The following is an 18,329-nucleotide window of genomic DNA, read 5'->3' as shown; positions in this document are numbered from 1 at the left end:
CGCAAAAGCTCATGCCCCTGCTCGGTCATGATCGACTCGGGGTGAAACTGAACCCCCTCGATGGGCAGCGTTTTGTGGCGCACGCCCATGATTTCCTCCACCGAGCCGTCGTTGTTGCGGGTCCAGGCGGTGACCTCGAGGCAGTCCGGGATGGTGGCTTTATCGATTACCAGGCTGTGGTAACGGGTGGCCTGTAACGGGTTGCTGAGCCCCCGGAAAATTCCCTGGTCGCTGTGGAACACTGAGGAAACCTTGCCGTGCATGACCTGTCCCGCGCGAATTACGTCGCCGCCGTACACCTGGCCAATGGCCTGATGGCCCAGGCAGACCCCCAGAATCGGCAGCTTGCCGGCAAAATGCCGGATGGCGTCCATGGAAATGCCGGCCTGGTCGGGCGTGCAGGGGCCAGGGGAGATCACCAGCCGTTCCGGGTTCAGGGCTTCGATCTGCTCCACCGTAATTTCGTCGTTGCGGTAAACGTGAACATCCGCGCCCAGTTCGGCAAGGTACTGCACCACGTTGTAGGTGAAGGAGTCATAATTATCGATCATCAATAACATTATCTTTCCCCCGCCTCAGTGGTCGAAATCGTTGTAGGTCATGGCGACCGCGCGGAAAATGGCGCGTCCTTTATTCATGGTTTCTTTCCACTCAAGGCGTGGTACCGAATCGGCCACCACCCCGGCACCGGCCTGGATGTGCAGGGTATTGTTCTTGATCACCGCCGTCCGTATGGCAATGGCGGTATCCATATTGCCGTTGAACGACAGGTAACCCACGGCTCCGCCATAAACACCGCGTTTGACCGGCTCCAGCTCGTCGATGATTTCCATGGCCCGGATTTTGGGCGCGCCGCTTAGAGTGCCCGCAGGCAGGGTGGCACGCAGTACGTCCAGGCAGCTGGTATCCGCTTTCAGCCGGCCGGTAACGTTGGAGACGATGTGCATTACGTGGGAATAGCGCTCGACGATCATCCGGTCGGTGAGCTTGACGGTGCCGGTCTCCGAGACTCGTCCGGCGTCATTGCGGCCCAGATCGATCAGCATCAGGTGCTCGGCAATCTCCTTGGGATCAGCCAGCAGTTCGCTTTCCAGCGCCCGGTCTTCGGCATCCGTGGCGCCGCGTTTGCGGGTGCCCGCAATGGGCCGGACGGTGACCTCGTCGTCCTCGACCCGGGCGAGGATCTCCGGTGAGGAGCCGACGATGTGGAAATCGTCCAGGTCGAGGAAGTACATGTAAGGCGACGGATTCAGAACGCGCAGTGAGCGGTACAGGTTCAGCGGCGGTGCTTCGAACGGAATCGACATGCGTTGGGAAATCACCGTCTGCATGACGTCACCGTCGAGCACGTATTCCTTGATCCGGCCCACAGCCGCTTCAAACTTCTGCTGGTTGAAGCCGGAAATGAAGTCGCTTTCGTCGACTGTTTTGCCGCGCAGTTTCTCCGGTGTACGGGGCGCGTCGGCGGTCTGCCGGTGCAGGCGCGATTCCAGATTATCAATGCGCTGAATGGCGCGCTCATAGGCGCCGTCCTGGCCGGGGTCGGCGTGAACAATCAGGTGCAGCTTGCCGCGCAGGTTGTCGAATACCACCACCTCATCAGACACCATCAGCAGAATATCCGGCGTGCCGATCCGGTCCGGCGGGCAGGTGTCGCGCAGGCGTTTCTCGATGTAGCGCACGGTGTCGTAGCCGAAATAACCCACCAGGCCGCCGTTGAAGCGTGGCAGTTCGTCCAGGTCCGGAGCATGGAAACGGGTCTGATATTCTTCGACAAAACTGAGTGGATCCCCGGCACGGGTTTGTTCAACGACCTCGCCATCACGGCTGATGGTTATCTGATCACCGAAGACCTTCAGTACCTCTCGGCCGGGCAGGCCGATAATCGAGTAGCGGCCCCATTTTTCACCGCCCTGAACAGATTCGAACAGATACGAGTAGGGTCCGCTGGCGAGTTTCAGATAGGTGCTGAGGGGCGTCTCCAGATCTGCGAGAACCTCGCGATAGACGGGGATACGATTAAAGCCGGCAGTGGCGAGCTCGGCGAATTGCTCAGGTTTCATTACTGGTTATCCTGATCGGTCATAAAAGCTGTGTCAGTGAATCAACCGTTGCATCGGCCTGGAGAGAATCGGCCGGTGCCCCGAAGTTATAGCCGTAGCTTACCGCCACGCAGGGAATACCGGCCGCCCGGGAGGCATCAATGTCGGCTGTGGAGTCGCCTACCATAACGGTGGTTCCACGGGTGCCGCCCAGGGTTTCCATGGCGTGAATCAGTGGCGCAGGGTCGGGTTTCTTCAGCGGCAGGCTGTCACCCCCGATTGTCAGGCTGAAATAATGGTCGATGCCCATCTGCTCCAGCAGTGGCCGCACGAACCGTTCCGGTTTGTTGGTGACAATGCCCAACCGGCAACCATACTCCGCCAGACGTTTCAGGCAGGGCTCAACGCCTTCATAGAGGCTGGCATGGTGTCCGTTAGTTTTTTCGTAGGCGTAAAAAAACAGAGCCAGGGCGTCGTTATAAAGGGCTTCGTCCGCGGGCATGGCCGGTTCCCAGTCGGTCTTGCCCGCCAGTGCCCGGCGCACCAGCGTCGGCGCACCATTGCCGACCCACTGGCGTACCTTGTCCGCGCCGGCTTTGCGGCGGCCAAGCTGCTCCAGCATGGCATCCACTGCTGCCGCCAGATCCGGCGCGCTGTCTACCAGCGTGCCGTCCAGATCAAACAACCCCACCCCGGGCCAGCGGGGGTTGAACAGACCTGCCAGGCTCACTGGCCAAGGCTCTTGCGGGCCAGTTCCAGTTCGGCGCGCATCTGGTCGATGGTGGCTTTGTAGTCATCAGTTCCGAAAATGGCAGAACCTGCCACAAACATGTCCGCTCCGGCCTCGGCGATCTCCCGGATGTTGTCGGTTTTTACCCCGCCGTCCACTTCCAGACGAATATTGCGACCGCTGTCGTCAATCCGTTTGCGGGCTTCCCGGAGCTTGTCGAGGGTACCGGGAATAAAGGACTGACCGCCAAAACCGGGGTTAACCGACATCAGCAGAATCATGTCCAGCCGGTCCAGCACGTGATCCATGTGGTGCAGGGGGGTGGCCGGGTTGAACACCAGGCCTGCCTTGCAGCCGCCGTCACGGATCAGTTGCAGGGAGCGGTCGATGTGGCTGGAGGCTTCCGGGTGGAAAGTGATGTTGCTGGCGCCGGCCTCAATGAACATGCGGATAAGATCGTCCACCGGTGACACCATCAGATGCACGTCAATCGGTGCCGTCACTCCGTGTTTGCGCAGCGCCTCGCATACCATGGGGCCGATGGTAAGGTTGGGAACGTAGTGGTTGTCCATCACGTCAAAATGGACAACATCTGCCCCGGCGGCCAGAACATTATCGACTTCTTCACCGAGCCGGGCAAAATCGGCGGATAGAATGGAGGGTGCAATCTGGTATGGATACATGACGACTCGCTGTGTTCTCGGTACGCTTTCGGTACTCGTGGCTCGGTACTCGTTGTAAAGCTGCTAGTCTAACAGCTTGAAGGCCGTTTTTCGCACTCCAATAAGGAAGATCCGGTGAAGAGGACCCAGCCCCCGGTGCCTGATTATCTGACCCGTTCTGAGCCCGGTAAATCAAAACGCGCTCTGGTGTTGCTGATGCTGTTATTCAGCGTAACGGCGCTCTCGCAGGAACCACAGGAAAAGCAGGAGGAACCCGGCCCTGCCCCGGACCAGCCTGCTGTGGTGACGAAGCGGCCAATCATCTCTACCGGGATGGATGCGGAGGCGATCGCGCGCAAAAGACCCGAGGCCGCGATATGGCTGACCGAGTCCGATAAAGGGCGGGTACTGGCCCTGTTTCAGCCGGAACAGGATTCCCCGGCCAGAGGGGCTCTGGTCATTCTGTCGGATGAAGGGGTGTCAGCGGCAGCGGGGCTTGCGGATTCGCTGCGGGAGCCTCTCAGTCGTGCTGGTTGGGCGGTGATGACCCTGGGGCTGGAAGCGCCCCCCTTCGGCGTTCAGCAGTGGCTGCGGCAACAGGGCAATGCCGGGCCCGATGGATCCGAAAACCCGGAGGGCGAAGCTGAGGTCGATGGCGGGTCAGCGGCGATGATTACTGTTACTGATCCGGAAACACTCGACGATGCCCTCAACCAGTATCGTGATCAGGTGGTGTACTCCCTGAACGCGGCTGTCGACAGATTACGTTCGAAGGATTACCAACGGATCGTGCTGGCAGGGGTTGGCCGGGCGGCCGGGCATGTGACCCGTCAGGCCCGGCAAGACGCGCGGGCATCGGATCTGATCTGGATTGCGCCGTATTTCTATGCGGATGAGTCCGGCAGTCTGACCGGGCTGCTGGAGTCTGTTGCATCGCCTTCAATTCTCGAGCTTTACAGCAGCTATCCAGCCGATGAGGCGGTGGACAGATCGGCCCGGGAGCGGGCTGCGGCCCTGGAGCGCGCCGGTATCACCGGTTATCGTCAGCAGCCTGCGGCTATGGCCCGGCCGCCGCGGCCCAGGGAGGCAAAGATGCTGGCCAACCGCATCTCTTCCTGGCTGCGTTCAACCGCCAGAGACCGATAGCAAATCAGCCACTCTGGCTACTCGACATTAACGGGGGTGCCGGCGATCAACCATTTCCCAGGCGTGCTGGTATTTAAGCAGCTGTTCCTTGGCACGGAACAGCTCTGCCGGGCTGAGATTCTGCTGCGCCAGTTTGTCTGGATGACACCCGGATACCCGCTTGCGATACGCCCGTTTGATGTCGGCTCGGGAATCCCGCCTGGTGACCCCCAGCAGCTTCAGCGCCTGCTCGTAGGTAGTGGGTACCGGCTCTGCGTCCGGTTCGGTAATCCAGACCTTGCTGGCGTAGCTGTCCAGGATGTCGTCGCTGATGCCGATGGGCAGCCCCATCTGGTCAATGGCGTCCTCGCAGCGGTAACGCCGCTGTCTGGCGGGTTTGCCGAACAACTGGGCAGCATGGCAGACACAGATGGCCACCTGCAGCGATGGCGAGGGCCACAGCCGGTTCGAGATCCGCAGACGCAGGGCGCGGGTGGCGGGAATAGTGTCAGCGTTCTTGCCGTTGCGGAACTGGCTGATGGCCTTGCGTCGCTGTCGCGGTGACAGGCGCAGGGCCCGTATCAGGGTTTCGGCGAATGCAATATCCTCCGGGGTAACCCTGCCCTGGGATTTCGCGATGTAACCCAGAAAGAAAAACAGGCTTCGGCGGCACCAGGAAGGCAGGCGGGCGCGTACCATGAGTTCGCTGGCCTGGTGACCGCAGGCGGAAAGTTCGCGAAGCAGGCTGGCAAATTCGGTTTCCATGCGGGGGGGCAGTGGGGTCCCCTGGGTTTTTGCTGGCATGGGTCAGTTCCTGCCTCCGGTCAGCAGCCGGTCAAGCGCCTGCAATCGCTCAGGAGTGCCGATGTCCAGCCATTGACCGGTATGGTGAAAACCCTTGACCCGCTTGCGGGCTATGGCACCCTTTAATACCGGCGCCAGCTTCCGCGGGCCCGGTAAAAGCCCCTCGAACAGTCGGCGGTGAAGCAGGCTGATGCCGGTAAATGTCAGCCTTGGGGCGCCTTCGGTTACAACGCTGCCATCCCGGTCGAGACCAAAGTCGCCCGTGGGGTTATGTTCGGGATTGTCGGTCAGCACCAGCATGGCATCCGCATCGTCCGGCAGTGCCAGCGATGCCAGGTCAAGATCGCACCAGATATCGCCGTTGATCACCATGAACCGGTCGTCGCCGTCACCAGTGAGCAACGGCAGTGCCTGTAGAATGCCCCCCGCGGTTTCCAGTGGTTCGCCTTCAGCCGAGTAGGTTATGGATACGCCAAAACGCTGGCCGTCCCCCAGTTCCTCCTCGATCTGTGAACCCAGCCAGGCGTGGTTGATCACGATATCCGCAAAGCCGGCGCGCTTCAGATTGTCCAGGTGATGGACAATCAGCGGTCTGTCTCCTGCCAGCAGCAGCGGTTTGGGCGTGGTGAGGGTCAGCGGGCGCATACGCTCGCCCTTGCCTGCGGCAAGAATCATGGCTTTCAAGGTTGGTGTGTCTCCACGGAACCGATGGTTGTCTCAACGGCCGGTAGCACCCTGTCGGTCAGCCACGCATGGAAATGCCGCAGCGCTGGTTGCCGGCCGCTGGCCTGAACCAGGTAGCAGATCGTGCGGGGGATGTCCCTGAGAAAGCCTGGCTTGCCATCGCGGATATCCAGGCGGGCAAAAATGCCGGCGGCTTTCAGGTGGCGCTGCATGCCCATCAATTCGAACCACTGGTTAAAGGTGTCGTGATCGGCATTGTGCAGACCGGCACTGAGAGTCTGTTGGCGGAACCGCTCCTGCCACTGCTCTACCCGATGTGCCGGCCAGTTGATGTAGCAGTCTTTCAGCAGCGAAACCAGGTCGTAGGTGACCGGCCCGCAAACGGCGTCCTGGAAATCAATCACGCCGGGGCGGACGCGGTCCGTGCCGTCGTTGCCACTGTCTGCGGGGACAGCACCCGGGGGTACCAGCAGGTTGCGGGAGTGATAATCCCGGTGAACGGTCACGACAGGCTGGGCCAGTGCGCTTTCCCGCAGCAGGGCAAAGGTGGTGTCCAGTAGCGCAAGTTCGCTGTTATCCAGAGCCATTCCCAGCTTTCCGGTCAGCAGCCAGTCCGGGAACAGCGCCATTTCCCGGTCCAGCAGTTCGCTGTTGTAGGGGGGCAGCAGATATTCCGCTGTTGCGCGGACCTGCTGTATCGCCACCAGTTCGTCCAGGGCTCCGTGATAGAGAGCGTCGGCACTGGACTCGTTGAGCGCACCCAGCATCAGGTTATCGCCGAAATCCTCGAGCAGAAGCAGACCCTGTTCCAGGTCTTCCCGCAGTATCGCCGGCACAGCGATGCCCTGTGCATGCCAGTGCCGGGCGATGGCCACAAACGCCCGGCAGTCTTCATGCTCCGGCGGGGCGTCCATGACAATGAACGAACGCCTGTCATCAGGTCGGTCCGGATCGCCTGACACGCTGCCGAACACCCGGAAATAACGGCGAAAGCTGGCGTCACCGGCGACCGGCTCGGGCTCGGCATGTTCCAGGCCGGGAAACTGTTTCACCCAGCGGGTCAGGGTCTGCAAACGGTTGTCCATGGCGCCGGTAATGTTCCTGAAGTGAGAGGATGTGACGACAGCAGCGTTTATGAGGTCGACACCGTGCTGATGCAAGGGTGAAAAGTTAGCAGATCTCGAGTCCGAGAGTAAGGGACACTGACCGGGCGCAAGGTGGTGTTGCTCCGGCGCTGGGTTTAGACTATGCCTCAGTCACATGCCCACACAGTACAGGACCCCCTATCTTGCCAGCCAGGTTTCGGAAGCTGCACACCCCGCCAGGCCAGATACCACCCCGTCCGATTGCTCGGCAGACATTGCTGGCAGGCGGTGTCTGGCTGGTTGCTGTGGCTTTTCCGCTGGCGGCAGAACCCTCTGGCGCAGGGGCGCAGTCAATACCGGGGCCGGCCACCGCTGCAGAGATGGACTGGCGCCCCAGGGCCCAGTTACCCCCGGATGTTGCCAGGGCCCTGCCGACGTTCTGTGAGGGCGGCTATCTGCCATCATCAACGCCGCTGGATACCGCTGACGGAGACCCGGGCTCGGCAGCGAGCCTTCCGCTCACGGCCAGCAGCCTGGAAGCCCGCTATAAAGTGGATGCGGAGCTCTATCTGCGCGGCGACGTCAGGATCCGGCAAGGGTCCTTTGCCGTTACCAGTACCGAAGCACGGTACAATCAGGCGTCCGGACTGGTAGCCATTGAGGGCCCGCTGACCAGTCGCGGAGACGGCTTCCTGCTTACCGGTGAGCGCGCACAATACAATGTCAATTCCGGTTACCTGGACATCCGCTCCGCCACCTTCCTGCTGCACGCCGGGGAAATCCGTGGCACCGCCGCCGAGCTGGTGCGAACCCGGGCAGACCAGGTGCAGGTCCGTCAGGGCCTGCTGACCACCTGTGCGCCGGGACAGAACGACTGGTCCCTGGTAGCGTCTGAAATCAGCTTCGATCAGAGCGAGGGTGTCGGCACGGCGAAACATCTGCGCCTGCAGGTGAAGGATGTACCGGTGTTCTACTGGCCCTGGGCCAGCTTTCCGATTGATGAGCGGCGAAAGTCCGGACTGCTTTACCCGGCCTTCGGTTCTTCCAGCGCGGGCAACGGTGGCTTTCTGGCGGTGCCCTATTATCTGAATCTGGCTCCGTACTACGACGCCACCCTGACGCCCCAGTTCATCAATGGTCGCGGGCTGTTTACCGAGGCGGAAGGTCGTTACCTGAGCGCCTTCGGGCAGACCGAACTGCAGGTCGGTTACGCCGGTAACGATCAGGAATACGCTGACAGCAATCCCGGCGAGAGCGGCGAACGCTGGGGCCTGGATTTCACGACCCGGGCCACCTTCAATCAGAACTGGACCGGTTATGGTGACTATTCGGTGGTCAGCGACAATGACTACCTGAGTGACCTGAACCGTAGCCTGGATATCAATCAGGCAACCCATCTCGAGCGTCGGGGTGGTTTTCGCTACCGGGGTGAGGTCCAGCAGCTGGATGTCTCTGTCAGCGGTTATCAGACCATCAGTGATTTTATTGCCGATGCTGACCGGCCCTATTCCCGGCTTCCGGAAGTGCAATACAGTGGCCTGGCGGATATGGGGCCGGTTACGCTGGGGCTGGACAGCCAGTACACTTTTTTCTATCGCGATAACGACGACCTGAACGGCCTGGATCAGGCCAACGGTCACCGGTTCCGGGCCCTGCCGGAGCTGGCACTGCCCCTGAGCTCACCCTGGGGCTATCTGCGACCGTCGATCGGAGTGGACTACACTCGCTATGCCCTGGATGATTTCGGTCTGGGTGAGCGCCGGTTTGATCGCACCGTGCCGGTGGCAGAATGGGACTCCGGCCTGTATTTTGACCGCCGCTCACGTCTGTTTGATGTGCCCTATAACCAGACGCTGGAGCCGCGGCTTTATTACGCCTGGGCGGACGCCGAAGCGGACCAGGGCCTGATTCCGGATTTCGACACCGCGCTGCGCCCGTTCAGTTTTGCCGATCTTTTCCGCCGGAACCGGTTCACAGGCGGCGACCGGGTGGGAGATACCAATCAGTTGACGGTGGCTCTCACCAGCCGTTTCAATGATCTGGTTACAGGTCGTGAACGGGTGCGATTGAGCATCGGCCAGGTGCATTATTTTGATGACCGGGAGGTTACGCTGGCAGGCCAGGGTGCCGCTGACAGCAGCAGTTCGCCACTGGCGGGGGAGCTGGTGCTGCGTCCCCTGGAAGGCCTTGAGCTGCACGCCTCCGGTCTGTGGGAGCCGGATATCGGCAAAACCGAGGAAGGTCGCAGCCAGCTGGTATTTCACTCAGACGATTACCGCTATCTGGCCAGCATCGGCCACACCTATCGGCGAGATGAATTCGAGCAGTCGGATATTGGCGGCGTTGTGCCGGTCACAGACCGTGTTAGTCTGATCGGCCGCTGGGCCTACGATTCGCAGCTCGACCGCACTGTAGGGTCGCTGGCCGGATTGGAATACAATAACTGTTGCTGGAGCATACAGCTGGTACACCAGAATTATCTGACCGATGAACAGCAACTTGATAATCGGGTACTGTTCCGGATTGAGCTGAAAGGCCTGGGCGGCAGCGGCGGTTCCTCCGGTCAGATTGCAGAAGCCATCACCGGCTTCGATGAGCGGGAGCGACGCCGTTTCGGAGAGCGTTGATCCGCGTCAGGAATTGCCGTGGCGTGACAGTTGATGTCCGTCGATTTTTTCAGACAGAGGTGACTATGAGGGCGAACCTTCGCCAATGCGCAAAAGCCATCGTGTTAATGATGGTTGTGTTTATGTCGACTGCCGTTCAGGCAGAACGCAAATTGCTTGATCAGGTGGTGGCCGTGGTTAACGATTCGGTCATACTGCAGTCCGAGCTGGACGCCCGGATCAATACCATTGTCGGCCGGCTGCGTTCGCAGGGTACCAGTCTGCCACCGCGCCCGGTTCTGGAAGAGCGGGTGCTTGAGCAACTGATCACCGAATCCATCCAGTTGCAGATGGCAGAACGCGCCGGTATGCGCATCAGCGATAATGAGCTGAACGAGACACTTGCCTCTATTGCCAGCCGTAACAACATGACTCTGGCCCAGTTTGAAAACCAGCTGGCGCAGGAAGGTGTGAGCTATCAGGAGGCCCGCGAACAGATCCGCAACGAAATGCTGACCGGAAGGGTACAACAGCGCCAGGTTGGTAACCGTGTGCGGGTGACCCAGCGTGAGATTGACAACTATCTGGCAGCAACGGAGGGTCAGCGCCGCACCAACGCGGAATACGAACTGGCGCACATCCTGATTCAGGTCAATGACCCCAATGACGAGGAAGAGGTTTCAGCGGCGAGGGCAGAGATCGAACAGCTGCGCTCAGAGATTGTCGGGGGCCGAGATTTCCGCTCTGTGGCGGTGGCCGAATCTGATGCCAGCAGTGCCCTCGAAGGTGGCAGTATGGGATGGCGTGCCGAAAGCCAGTTACCTTCGCTGGTGGCAGACGTGGTGCCGGATATGGCGGTGGGTGAGGTGTCGCCGGTGCTGGAAAACAGCAGTGGCTTCCATCTGGTAACCGTGCTGGACAAGCGTGGTGGCGACAGCGCCAATATCGTTGAACAGTCGAAAGTCCGCCATATTCTGGTCCGCCCTGACCAGACCACCAGTGACAATGCCGCCGAAGCGAAAATCCGCGAGCTCTATCAGCGCATCAAGGACGGGGAATCGTTTGCGGCTTTGGCCAGAGCCGAATCGGATGATCCGGTCTCGGGCTCTGATGGCGGCAATCTGGGCTGGGTTGGCCCGGGCCAGATGGTGCCAGAGTTTGAAGAGGCAATGGTGAATGCCGCGGTTGGTGAGGTTACCCGCCCGTTCCGTTCCCAGTTTGGCTGGCACATATTGCAGGTGCAGGATCGCAGGCAGCAGGACATCAGTAATGAGGTTCGGCGCGGGGAGGCCGGCCAGGCTATCTATCGTCGCAAGTTTGATCTGGAGCTGCAGAACTGGCTCAGGGAAATCCGCGATGAAGCCTATATCGAGTTGAAAACCGACGACGCCGGTTCCTCATGAATACACCTGTTACCCTGGCCCTCACTGCGGGCGAACCGGCCGGTATTGGCCCGGAGCTGTGCCTTCAGCTTGCTGCCGAGGAACGTACTGCCGGCCTGGTGGTTATTGCCAGCAGGCATTTGCTTGAGGCCCGCAACCGTGCGCTCGGGCTGGGTATTGTGCTGGAAGACTGGGCCCCGGGCAGCTGCGCAACCAGGGCCGCCCGTGCGCTTTCGGTCCTGCATGTAGAGGGGCTGGCCGCGACGGCGGCCGGCCAGCTTGATCCTGCCAACAGTCCTTATGTCCTGGAGAGTCTGGCCGTCGCCACCCGTGGCTGCCTGGATGGCCTGTTTGACGGCATGGTGACGGGGCCGGTACACAAGGGTGTGATCAACGACGCCGGCATCGAATTCAGTGGTCATACCGAGTTTCTGCAGGAGATGTGCGGGGTCGAGCGGGTGGTGATGATGCTTGCCACGGATGAGCTCCGGGTTGCACTGGTAACCACGCACCTGCCTCTGAGCCAGGTGCCTGCGGCCATTACGCCGGAGCGAATCACCCAGGTAACGCGCATACTGAATCAGGATCTGCAGCGGTTTTTCGGGCTGAAACAGCCGCAAATCCTGGTGGCGGGCCTGAACCCCCACGCCGGCGAGAGCGGGCACCTGGGCCGGGAGGAACTGGATATTATTGAACCCACGCTTGATGCCCTGCGCAGAGAGGGCATGACCCTGACCGGCCCGCTGCCCGCCGACACGCTGTTTACGCCCCACTGGCTGAACGATGCGGACGCGGCCCTGGCGATGTACCACGATCAGGGGCTGCCAGTGCTGAAATTCCAGGGCTTTGGCCGCGCCGTGAACATTACCCTGGGCCTGCCGATTGTCAGAACCTCCGTCGATCATGGCACAGCCCTGGATCTGGCGGGGACCGGCCGCGCCGATATGGGCAGCCTCAGGCAGGCCGTCCGGGTGGGAGAGCATATGGCCCGCTGCGCCAGAGGCGAACATGAGTAACAAACCAGGCCGCTCCCAACCGGGCCACCTGGCCAGAAAACGTTTTGGTCAGAACTTCCTGCATGATCCGGGCGTTATTGAACGCATCGTTCGCGCCATCAGTCCGAAACCGGACGATGCACTGGTTGAAATCGGCCCCGGCCTGGGTGCCCTGACCGGGGAAATGCTGGCAGTTAACGATCACCTTCAGGTGGTGGAACTGGACCGGGATCTGATTCCGGTGCTGCGCACCAAGTTTTTCAACTATCCGGAATTGTGTATTCACCAGGCCGACGCACTGACCTTTGATTTCAGCGAACTGATGAAAAATGGCCAGCGGCTCCGCATTATCGGCAACCTGCCATACAATATTTCCACGCCACTGATCTTTCACCTGCTGGGGCACTCCGGGGTGGTGGAAGACATGCACTTCATGCTGCAGAAGGAAGTGGTGCAGCGGCTGGCGGCGGTGCCGGGTGACAACAATTATGGCAGGCTGGGGATCATGGCCCAGTACTTCTGCCGGGTGCAGCCGCTGTTCGAGGTAGGCCCCGGCGCCTTCAGGCCAGCGCCCAAAGTGGATTCCGCCATCGTGCGGATGGTGCCTCACGACAGCTTGCCGCACCCGGCGAAAGACTACAGTCTGCTTCAGGCTGTTGTCCGCACCGCTTTCAGTGCCCGGCGCAAGACCCTGCGCAAGGGACTGGCCGGTATGGTGAGCGTTGAGCAGCTTAACAGCGTAGGCATTGATGACGGCTTGCGTCCCGAGAATCTGGGGCTGGCAGAGTACGTTGCCATTGCCGATTTGCTAGCGGATCACAAGTCCGCTGGTGACCTGCCGGGAAATTCATAACGGGCAAGGAAGAGACAAGTAATGACTGACTATGCCATCGGAGACATTCAGGGCTGTTACCAACGGCTGCGGGATGTGCTTGCCAGGGCCGATTTCTCGCCGTCGCGGGACCGGCTCTGGGTTGCCGGTGATATCATCAACCGGGGGCCGTCTTCGCTGCAGTCCCTGAGGTACATCGAGAGCCTGGGCAGCTCCGCTGTGGTGGTTCTGGGTAACCACGACCTGCATCTGCTGGCGGTTGCCCTCGGTGGGCACTCCCTGAAGAACAAGGATACCCTGAGTGATATTCTGGAAGCGCCGGACCACCAGCACCTGCTGAACTGGCTCTGCCAGCAGAACCTGCTGGTGAGGGATTCCGGCCGCAACCTGGTAATGGCTCACGCCGGCCTGCCCCATATCTGGAGCCTCGACCAGGCCTCAGGCTACGCCCGCGAAGTGGAAGCTGTGCTGCGGGGTCCGGACGCCGCCGGCTTTTTCGCAAGAATGTACGGCAATAAGCCCGACCGTTGGGATGAGAAGCTGCAGGGCATGGACCGGTTGCGGGCGATCACCAATTATTTCACCCGGATGCGCTTTATTGCCGAAGACGGGACCCTCGAATTCGCGGCCAAGGAATCCGCGGAAGATGCGCCGGAGGGATTTTTGCCCTGGTTCCGGTTCCGGCGTCAGGATGATGTGCGGGTCATTTTCGGCCATTGGGCCGCGCTTCAGGGTAAAACCGACAGTGAACGTTTTATCGGTCTGGATACCGGCTGCGTCTGGGGTGGCGAGCTCACCATGATGAACCTTGATACTGGCGAGAAGATTCACTGTGACTGTTCCTGAAGGCGCCGGTGCCGACCGGGATATTCTACGCTGGCCTCTGGTTCTGGGCGGCGTGTTTGCCCTGACAGCGGTAATGGCGGGTGCATTTGGCGCCCATGGTCTGCGCGGGACAGTCAGCTCCCGGGGCCTTGAAGTTTTTCAGACTGCCGTCACATATCAGATGACGCATTCGCTGGCACTGATCCTGATGGCAGTTCTTTCAGGGCCGGGATTCGCAGACGGGCCAGGCAGAAAACTGATGGCCATCGGCGCAGGTTTTTTTACCGCAGGCATTGTGCTGTTCAGCGGCAGCCTGTATCTGTTGGTGCTTACACAGATGAGCTGGCCGGGACCGGTTACCCCTCTGGGGGGGCTGTGTTTCATGGTGGGGTGGGCGCTTTTGGTCACTGCCGGGCTGAAGCGCCGCCGGTAGATTCAGAAGGGTATTGATATGCAGATTCAGGTAAATGGTCAGCCCATGGAGTTCGGTGACGGTGTAACCGTGTCGGAGCTGATCCAGCGGATGGAATTAGAGGGTAAACGGCTGGCGGTAGAGGTTAACGAAGACATAGTGCCGCGTAGCGAGCATCCCCGCTTCAGCCTGAGCGACGGCGACCGGGTAGAGGTTGTCCACGCTATTGGTGGCGGATAGCTGGCGGGGCGGCCGCAAGAGAAGGGGTTGGATAAACAATTCCCGCTTATTCATTAACTCCAAGGTATCAATATGAGTGAACACCCCGAAAGACCGCTTCCCGAGGACAAACCCCTGGAACTGGCGGGCCGAGTCTATAAATCACGGCTGCTGGTGGGAACCGGCAAGTACCGCGACATGGCCGAAACCGGCCGTGCCATCGAAACCAGTGGCGCGGAAATCGTCACCTTTGCCGTGCGCAGAACCAATCTTGGCCAGAACCCGGATGAACCCAGCCTGCTGGATGTGGTATCGCCGGACACCTACACCATGCTGCCGAATACCGCTGGCTGCTATACCGCCAAGGATGCCATCCGCACCTGCAAGCTCGCCCGTGAGCTGCTGGACGGCCATGACCTGGTCAAGCTGGAAGTGCTGGGGGAAGAGAAAACCCTTTACCCGAACATGACCGAAACCCTGGTTGCGGCGGAAGCGCTGATCAAAGACGGTTTCCAGGTAATGGTGTACTGCTCGGATGACCCTTTGCTGGCCAAACGCCTTGAGGAAATGGGCTGTATTGCGATTATGCCGCTGGGCGCCCCGATTGGCTCCGGCCTGGGCATCCAGAACCGCTACAACATCCGGCTGATTGTGGAGAACGCCAGAGTGCCGGTGCTGGTGGATGCAGGCGTGGGTACCGCCTCGGATGCAACCCTTGCCATGGAACTGGGCTGTGACGGGGTATTGCTGAATACCGCCATAGCCCAGGCCCGGGACCCGATACGGATGGCCAGGGCCATGCGCATGGCCATCGAATCCGGTCGTGATGCCTATCTTGCCGGACGCATGCCGAAGAAACTCTACGCCAGCGCGTCATCGCCCATCGATGGTACTTTCTTTTAGAGAAAGGGTTTGCCACGGAAGACACGGACACACACGGAAGAAAAATGAAGAAATTTTTAATTTTAAAGTCTTTCTGTTCGCGCCCTTCCGTGTCTTCCGTGGCTAAAAAACAACAGAACAAAGAACCGTGGTCCTGCTATGACTAGCCAGAAACCCAGCCGCCGCGATGCCATTCTGCACTCCCTTCTGGAAATGCTGGAGCAGGACCCGGGTGCACGTCTCACCACGGCGGGTCTGGCAAAGTCTGTGGGCGTCACCGAAGCCGCGCTCTATCGCCATTTTCCCAGCAAGCGGAAAATGTTCGAAGCCCTGGTGGCATTTGCCGAAGACGCGGTGTTCAGTCGTTGCCAGACCATTCTTCAGGAGCAGACCGACGCCCGGGTACGGCTTCAGCAACTGGTGCATCTGGTGCTGGTGTTTGCAGAGCGTAATCCCGGCCTGTGTACGGTGCTGACCGGCGATGCCCTGGTGGGGGAAAACGACGCGCTGCGCAGCCGCGCTTCCCAGTTCTTCGAAAGGCTGGAAACCCAGATACGTCAGATCATCAAGGAAGGGGAGATTCGCCAGGGCCTGAGGTTCCACACCAGCGCCGTCCGTGGCGCTGACTGGGTGATGGTGTTCCTGGAGGGGCGGATCCAGCGGTTTATCCGTTCGGATTTCGCTCGCAAACCGGCTGCCGATTTTGATCAATGCTGGCCGTCAGTAGCGCTGGGCGTCTGGGCGTAACTTGCCCGGATACTGATAAGCAAAAAAGTAAGCGTACAGGGAAGTATTAACAGCGTGTTTTGCAAAGACCTGTTCGCTTACTAACGCACGGATTAATACCTATTATTCGTAGCCGGATGCCTGGCGAAGAATCTTCCGCGCCGGGTCCCACACCGCCGGTGCTGAAATCAGGATGTCCCGCCCCCACAAGTCTGCTGGCATAGCTTCCGGCACCTCGCTGAAATGCCCGGCGGTTGCGCCCGCTTCCAGGGCAATCAGCCGGGCGGCGGCGAAATCCCAGGGGCTGACGTTCTCGTAATAGATGTCCAGCCGTCCGCAGGCCACCCAGCAGATGTCCAGCGCCGCCGAGCCGATCCGCCGCAGATCCCGGCACTGGTGGATCATGGCATTCAGTCGACTCACCAGCGGCTCCAGGGCATCCTTGGTGTAGGGAAAGCCGGTGGCAAACAGTGACTGCCGGGGATCGGTGGCACCGCTGTGGCGGATGGTGGTTCCGTTGAGGGTTGCGCCCCTGCCGCGTTCAGCGCGGAAAGTTTCCTCTGCAAAGGGTGCATGAACCACGCCCACCTGTACCCGGCCCTGTTCAGCGTAGGCAATGGACACGGCCACCTGGGGATGACCGTAAGCGTAATTTACCGTGCCGTCGATCGGATCGATAATCCACAGGGGTGTATCCAGTTGCTCGGCCTGTTCCAGATCGGGCATGGTTTCTTCCGACAGAATGCGATGATCCGGAAAGCGCTCGCGGATCGCGCCCGTGATCATCTCGTCCGCCAGGACATCGGCATGGGTAACCAGCTCTGTCTGCTGCTTGTAGCCGGTTCGCAGGGTGTTGTGCTCGCGTTCATGGCGCACCAGTTCTCCCGCCTTGCGCGCCAGTCGCTCGGCGAAGCCGGCAATGGCAGACAGGTCGTCCATTAAAGCTCCTCCAGCCACCGGGCCATTCTGTCCATGGACGTCACCAGCCGCGGGCAGGCTTCCGCCACAAATCGTGCATCCAGTTTATCTTCGGCATATTTATTGCCCGCCAGATCCAGGGCGGCGGCACCGTCAAAATCCACGAAGGCCAGTCGCGCTCCCAGGTGGTCCGGGACAAAGCCGAAATCGCTGGCCGGCAGAATCGCCACACCGGTTTTTTCCAGCAGTGACTGGCACAGGGCCTGGCTGGTTTTTATGTCCCGGCTGGCCAGCGCGTCCCTGAAGCCGGAGAAGTCCGGGAACAGGTAGAAGGCACCCTCGGGTTTCTGAACCACGGCTCCCATATCGGTCAGCCGTTGGTGCAGGTATTCGCCGACGACCTTCAGAACCCGCCGGGACTGTTTCAGATACTCGTCCAGGTCCGGGCCGCCATCGAATGCGGCAATCGCGGCATGCTGTATCGGTGCACTGGTAGCGGTGTAGGTCTCGCTGGCAATGATGGCCATGGCGTCCTGTAGCGGGCGCAGTTCCGGCGGAAAGATGAAAGTGCCCAGGCGCCAGCCTCCGGCCCCGGCCCATTTGCTCAGACCCGTGCTGACAATGGTGCCTTCGGGATAGTAGCGGGCAATGGACTTGTGCCGGCCCTCGAAATGCACCTCACCATAAATTTCATCCGACAACAGGATGATCCGGTATTTGCGTGCCACGTGCGCCAGTGCCAGCAGCTGGTCCTCGGTATAGGTGCAGCCGGTAGGATTGGACGGGTAGTTCAGAATCAGGATGCGCGGCCGCGACGGGTCGTCACGGCAGACAATGTCGAGTTCCTCTGCGGTCAGTTGCCAGTTGTTTTCGCCATGGGTAGGCAGCCAGTGTACCGAGCGGCCGATAATCCTCGCCTGGGGTGCGTAGGACACCCAGCTTGGACGGGGAATCAGCAGATCGCCGTAATACGCCAGTTGCAGCATAAACAGCAGCTCTTTCGACCCCGGGCCGATCAGCACGTCTTCCCAGGTTGAGCGCATGTGCTCGCGCCGGTTGATGTAGCGGGAGATGGCTTGGCGCAGGGTTTTCAGCCCCTTGACCGGCAGATAGTCTTTTTCATGGGCGTGATCCCGCAATGCTGAAATCACCCGCTCCGGCACCGGAAAAGGCGACTGGCCAAGGCCCAGCTTGATAATGTCCCGGCCTTCGGCTCTTAACTGGTTGCTGGTTTCGTTGATGCGCAGGGTGGCCGATGGCTGAATGCCACGGACATTGAGGTTGATAGCATGGCGGTGGTCAGTGTGAATATCCATAGTCCGGGTCTGTCTCAGGTCAGGGTCGTCAGTTGCTGTTGGCGATGTGGATTTATGTCAGGGCTGCGTTGAGCTGGTCCCTGA

The 18,329-nt window shown here is 60.3% G+C and carries 19 protein-coding genes; 10 read left to right on the top strand and 9 right to left on the bottom strand.

Annotated features, from left to right (window positions below; all coding sequences use genetic code 11):
• The 4 genes from VJ956_RS15495 to rpe form a co-directional block, all read right to left on the bottom strand.
• Positions 1-560, bottom strand: a 560-nt coding sequence (locus tag VJ956_RS15495) for an aminodeoxychorismate/anthranilate synthase component II (protein ID WP_324085942.1), incomplete at its 3' end; no start/stop codon positions are given.
• A gap of 15 nt (positions 561-575) precedes the next feature.
• Positions 576-2,063 (bottom strand): anthranilate synthase component I, encoded by a 1,488-nt coding sequence (gene trpE / locus VJ956_RS15490; RefSeq protein WP_324085941.1) that lies wholly within the window; start codon positions 2,061-2,063, stop codon positions 576-578.
• A gap of 19 nt (positions 2,064-2,082) precedes the next feature.
• Positions 2,083-2,772 carry a phosphoglycolate phosphatase gene (locus VJ956_RS15485; RefSeq protein ID WP_324085940.1) on the bottom strand — a complete coding sequence of 230 codons (690 nt, stop codon included), beginning with the start codon at positions 2,770-2,772 and terminating at the stop codon, positions 2,083-2,085.
• On the bottom strand, positions 2,769-3,455 hold the full coding sequence (gene rpe, locus VJ956_RS15480) for a ribulose-phosphate 3-epimerase (protein WP_324085939.1): 687 nt from the start codon (positions 3,453-3,455) through the stop codon (positions 2,769-2,771). The genes VJ956_RS15485 and rpe overlap by 4 nt, the downstream gene beginning before the upstream one ends.
• 114 nt (positions 3,456-3,569) lie before the next feature.
• On the opposite strand from rpe, the gene VJ956_RS15475 reads away from it, so the two are divergent.
• Complete coding sequence (locus tag VJ956_RS15475) at positions 3,570-4,580, top strand: DUF3530 family protein (protein WP_324085938.1); 1,011 nt, start codon at positions 3,570-3,572, stop codon at positions 4,578-4,580.
• A gap of 27 nt (positions 4,581-4,607) precedes the next feature.
• Here the strand turns inward: VJ956_RS15475 and VJ956_RS15470 are convergent, their stop codons facing one another.
• The 3 genes from VJ956_RS15470 to VJ956_RS15460 are packed head-to-tail and all read right to left on the bottom strand — an operon-like array spanning position 4,608 to position 7,132.
• Entirely contained in the window at positions 4,608-5,363 is a 756-nt protein-coding gene (locus VJ956_RS15470; RefSeq protein ID WP_324085937.1) for a DnaJ domain-containing protein, read from the bottom strand.
• Between the two features lie 3 nt (positions 5,364-5,366).
• Entirely contained in the window at positions 5,367-6,047 is a 681-nt protein-coding gene (murU, locus tag VJ956_RS15465) for an N-acetylmuramate alpha-1-phosphate uridylyltransferase MurU (RefSeq protein WP_324085936.1), read from the bottom strand.
• Positions 6,044-7,132 carry an aminoglycoside phosphotransferase family protein gene (locus VJ956_RS15460; RefSeq protein ID WP_324085935.1) on the bottom strand — a complete coding sequence of 363 codons (1,089 nt, stop codon included), beginning with the start codon at positions 7,130-7,132 and terminating at the stop codon, positions 6,044-6,046. Before VJ956_RS15460 ends, murU begins: the two co-directional genes overlap by 4 nt.
• Positions 7,133-7,512: 380 nt before the next feature.
• Between VJ956_RS15460 and VJ956_RS15455 the strand changes: the two genes are divergently transcribed.
• The 9 genes from VJ956_RS15455 (at position 7,513) to slmA (ending at position 16,032) form a co-directional block, all read left to right on the top strand.
• Positions 7,513-9,759 carry an LPS-assembly protein LptD gene (locus VJ956_RS15455; RefSeq protein ID WP_324085944.1) on the top strand — a complete coding sequence of 749 codons (2,247 nt, stop codon included), beginning with the start codon at positions 7,513-7,515 and terminating at the stop codon, positions 9,757-9,759.
• A gap of 65 nt (positions 9,760-9,824) precedes the next feature.
• Positions 9,825-11,141 carry a peptidylprolyl isomerase gene (locus VJ956_RS15450; protein WP_324085934.1) on the top strand — a complete coding sequence of 439 codons (1,317 nt, stop codon included), beginning with the start codon at positions 9,825-9,827 and terminating at the stop codon, positions 11,139-11,141.
• Positions 11,138-12,136, top strand: a complete 999-nt coding sequence (pdxA, locus tag VJ956_RS15445) for a 4-hydroxythreonine-4-phosphate dehydrogenase PdxA (RefSeq protein ID WP_324085933.1) — start codon at positions 11,138-11,140, stop codon at positions 12,134-12,136. Before VJ956_RS15450 ends, pdxA begins: the two co-directional genes overlap by 4 nt.
• Complete coding sequence (gene rsmA, locus VJ956_RS15440; protein WP_324085932.1) at positions 12,129-12,968, top strand: 16S rRNA (adenine(1518)-N(6)/adenine(1519)-N(6))-dimethyltransferase RsmA; 840 nt, start codon at positions 12,129-12,131, stop codon at positions 12,966-12,968. Before pdxA ends, rsmA begins: the two co-directional genes overlap by 8 nt.
• 21 nt (positions 12,969-12,989) lie before the next feature.
• The gene (locus VJ956_RS15435) at positions 12,990-13,793 is read left to right on the top strand and encodes a symmetrical bis(5'-nucleosyl)-tetraphosphatase (protein WP_324085931.1); all 804 of its coding nucleotides are present in this window, start codon (positions 12,990-12,992) and stop codon (positions 13,791-13,793) included.
• A 73-nt stretch (positions 13,794-13,866) separates the two neighbouring features.
• Positions 13,867-14,205, top strand: coding sequence for a DUF423 domain-containing protein (locus VJ956_RS15430; protein ID WP_324085943.1), 339 nt, complete (start codon positions 13,867-13,869; stop codon positions 14,203-14,205).
• Between the two features lie 18 nt (positions 14,206-14,223).
• A complete protein-coding gene (gene thiS, locus VJ956_RS15425) occupies positions 14,224-14,424 on the top strand; it encodes a sulfur carrier protein ThiS (protein WP_324085930.1) in 201 nt (66 codons plus the stop codon).
• Between the two features lie 72 nt (positions 14,425-14,496).
• Positions 14,497-15,306 carry a thiazole synthase gene (locus VJ956_RS15420; RefSeq protein WP_324085929.1) on the top strand — a complete coding sequence of 270 codons (810 nt, stop codon included), beginning with the start codon at positions 14,497-14,499 and terminating at the stop codon, positions 15,304-15,306.
• Between the two features lie 138 nt (positions 15,307-15,444).
• Positions 15,445-16,032 (top strand): nucleoid occlusion factor SlmA, encoded by a 588-nt coding sequence (gene slmA / locus VJ956_RS15415; RefSeq protein ID WP_324085928.1) that lies wholly within the window; start codon positions 15,445-15,447, stop codon positions 16,030-16,032.
• A 102-nt stretch (positions 16,033-16,134) separates the two neighbouring features.
• On the opposite strand, the gene VJ956_RS15410 is transcribed toward slmA, so the two are convergent.
• Together VJ956_RS15410 and VJ956_RS15405 are read right to left on the bottom strand one after the other, a co-directional pair.
• Positions 16,135-16,950 (bottom strand): inositol monophosphatase family protein, encoded by an 816-nt coding sequence (locus VJ956_RS15410; protein ID WP_324085927.1) that lies wholly within the window; start codon positions 16,948-16,950, stop codon positions 16,135-16,137.
• Entirely contained in the window at positions 16,950-18,245 is a 1,296-nt protein-coding gene (locus VJ956_RS15405) for a pyridoxal phosphate-dependent aminotransferase (protein ID WP_324085926.1), read from the bottom strand. Before VJ956_RS15405 ends, VJ956_RS15410 begins: the two co-directional genes overlap by 1 nt.
• Between the last annotated feature and the right edge of the window lie 84 nt (positions 18,246-18,329).

Origin of the sequence: Marinobacter sp., from assembly GCF_035268745.1 — a bacterium.
Taxonomy (GTDB): domain Bacteria; phylum Pseudomonadota; class Gammaproteobacteria; order Pseudomonadales; family Oleiphilaceae; genus Marinobacter.
This window is presented reverse-complemented; position numbering and strand designations above follow the sequence as displayed.

What these genes read in the sequence shown, in the direction of transcription:
- VJ956_RS15450 (WP_324085934.1), top strand. Translation starts at nt 9,825, where the DNA reads ATGAGGGCGAACCTTCGCCAATGCGCAAAAGCCATCGTGTTAATGATG.
- VJ956_RS15420 (WP_324085929.1), top strand. Translation starts at nt 14,497, where the DNA reads ATGAGTGAACACCCCGAAAGACCGCTTCCCGAGGACAAACCCCTGGAA.
- VJ956_RS15470 (WP_324085937.1), bottom strand. Translation starts at nt 5,363, where the DNA reads ATGCCAGCAAAAACCCAGGGGACCCCACTGCCCCCCCGCATGGAAACC.
- VJ956_RS15435 (WP_324085931.1), top strand. Translation starts at nt 12,990, where the DNA reads ATGACTGACTATGCCATCGGAGACATTCAGGGCTGTTACCAACGGCTG.
- VJ956_RS15410 (WP_324085927.1), bottom strand. Translation starts at nt 16,950, where the DNA reads ATGGACGACCTGTCTGCCATTGCCGGCTTCGCCGAGCGACTGGCGCGC.
- rpe (WP_324085939.1), bottom strand. Translation starts at nt 3,455, where the DNA reads ATGTATCCATACCAGATTGCACCCTCCATTCTATCCGCCGATTTTGCC.
- VJ956_RS15455 (WP_324085944.1), top strand. Translation starts at nt 7,513, where the DNA reads ATGGACTGGCGCCCCAGGGCCCAGTTACCCCCGGATGTTGCCAGGGCC.
- thiS (WP_324085930.1), top strand. Translation starts at nt 14,224, where the DNA reads ATGCAGATTCAGGTAAATGGTCAGCCCATGGAGTTCGGTGACGGTGTA.
- rsmA (WP_324085932.1), top strand. Translation starts at nt 12,129, where the DNA reads ATGAGTAACAAACCAGGCCGCTCCCAACCGGGCCACCTGGCCAGAAAA.
- trpE (WP_324085941.1), bottom strand. Translation starts at nt 2,063, where the DNA reads ATGAAACCTGAGCAATTCGCCGAGCTCGCCACTGCCGGCTTTAATCGT.
- pdxA (WP_324085933.1), top strand. Translation starts at nt 11,138, where the DNA reads ATGAATACACCTGTTACCCTGGCCCTCACTGCGGGCGAACCGGCCGGT.
- slmA (WP_324085928.1), top strand. Translation starts at nt 15,445, where the DNA reads ATGACTAGCCAGAAACCCAGCCGCCGCGATGCCATTCTGCACTCCCTT.
- VJ956_RS15460 (WP_324085935.1), bottom strand. Translation starts at nt 7,132, where the DNA reads ATGGACAACCGTTTGCAGACCCTGACCCGCTGGGTGAAACAGTTTCCC.
- VJ956_RS15430 (WP_324085943.1), top strand. Translation starts at nt 13,867, where the DNA reads ATGGCGGGTGCATTTGGCGCCCATGGTCTGCGCGGGACAGTCAGCTCC.
- VJ956_RS15405 (WP_324085926.1), bottom strand. Translation starts at nt 18,245, where the DNA reads ATGGATATTCACACTGACCACCGCCATGCTATCAACCTCAATGTCCGT.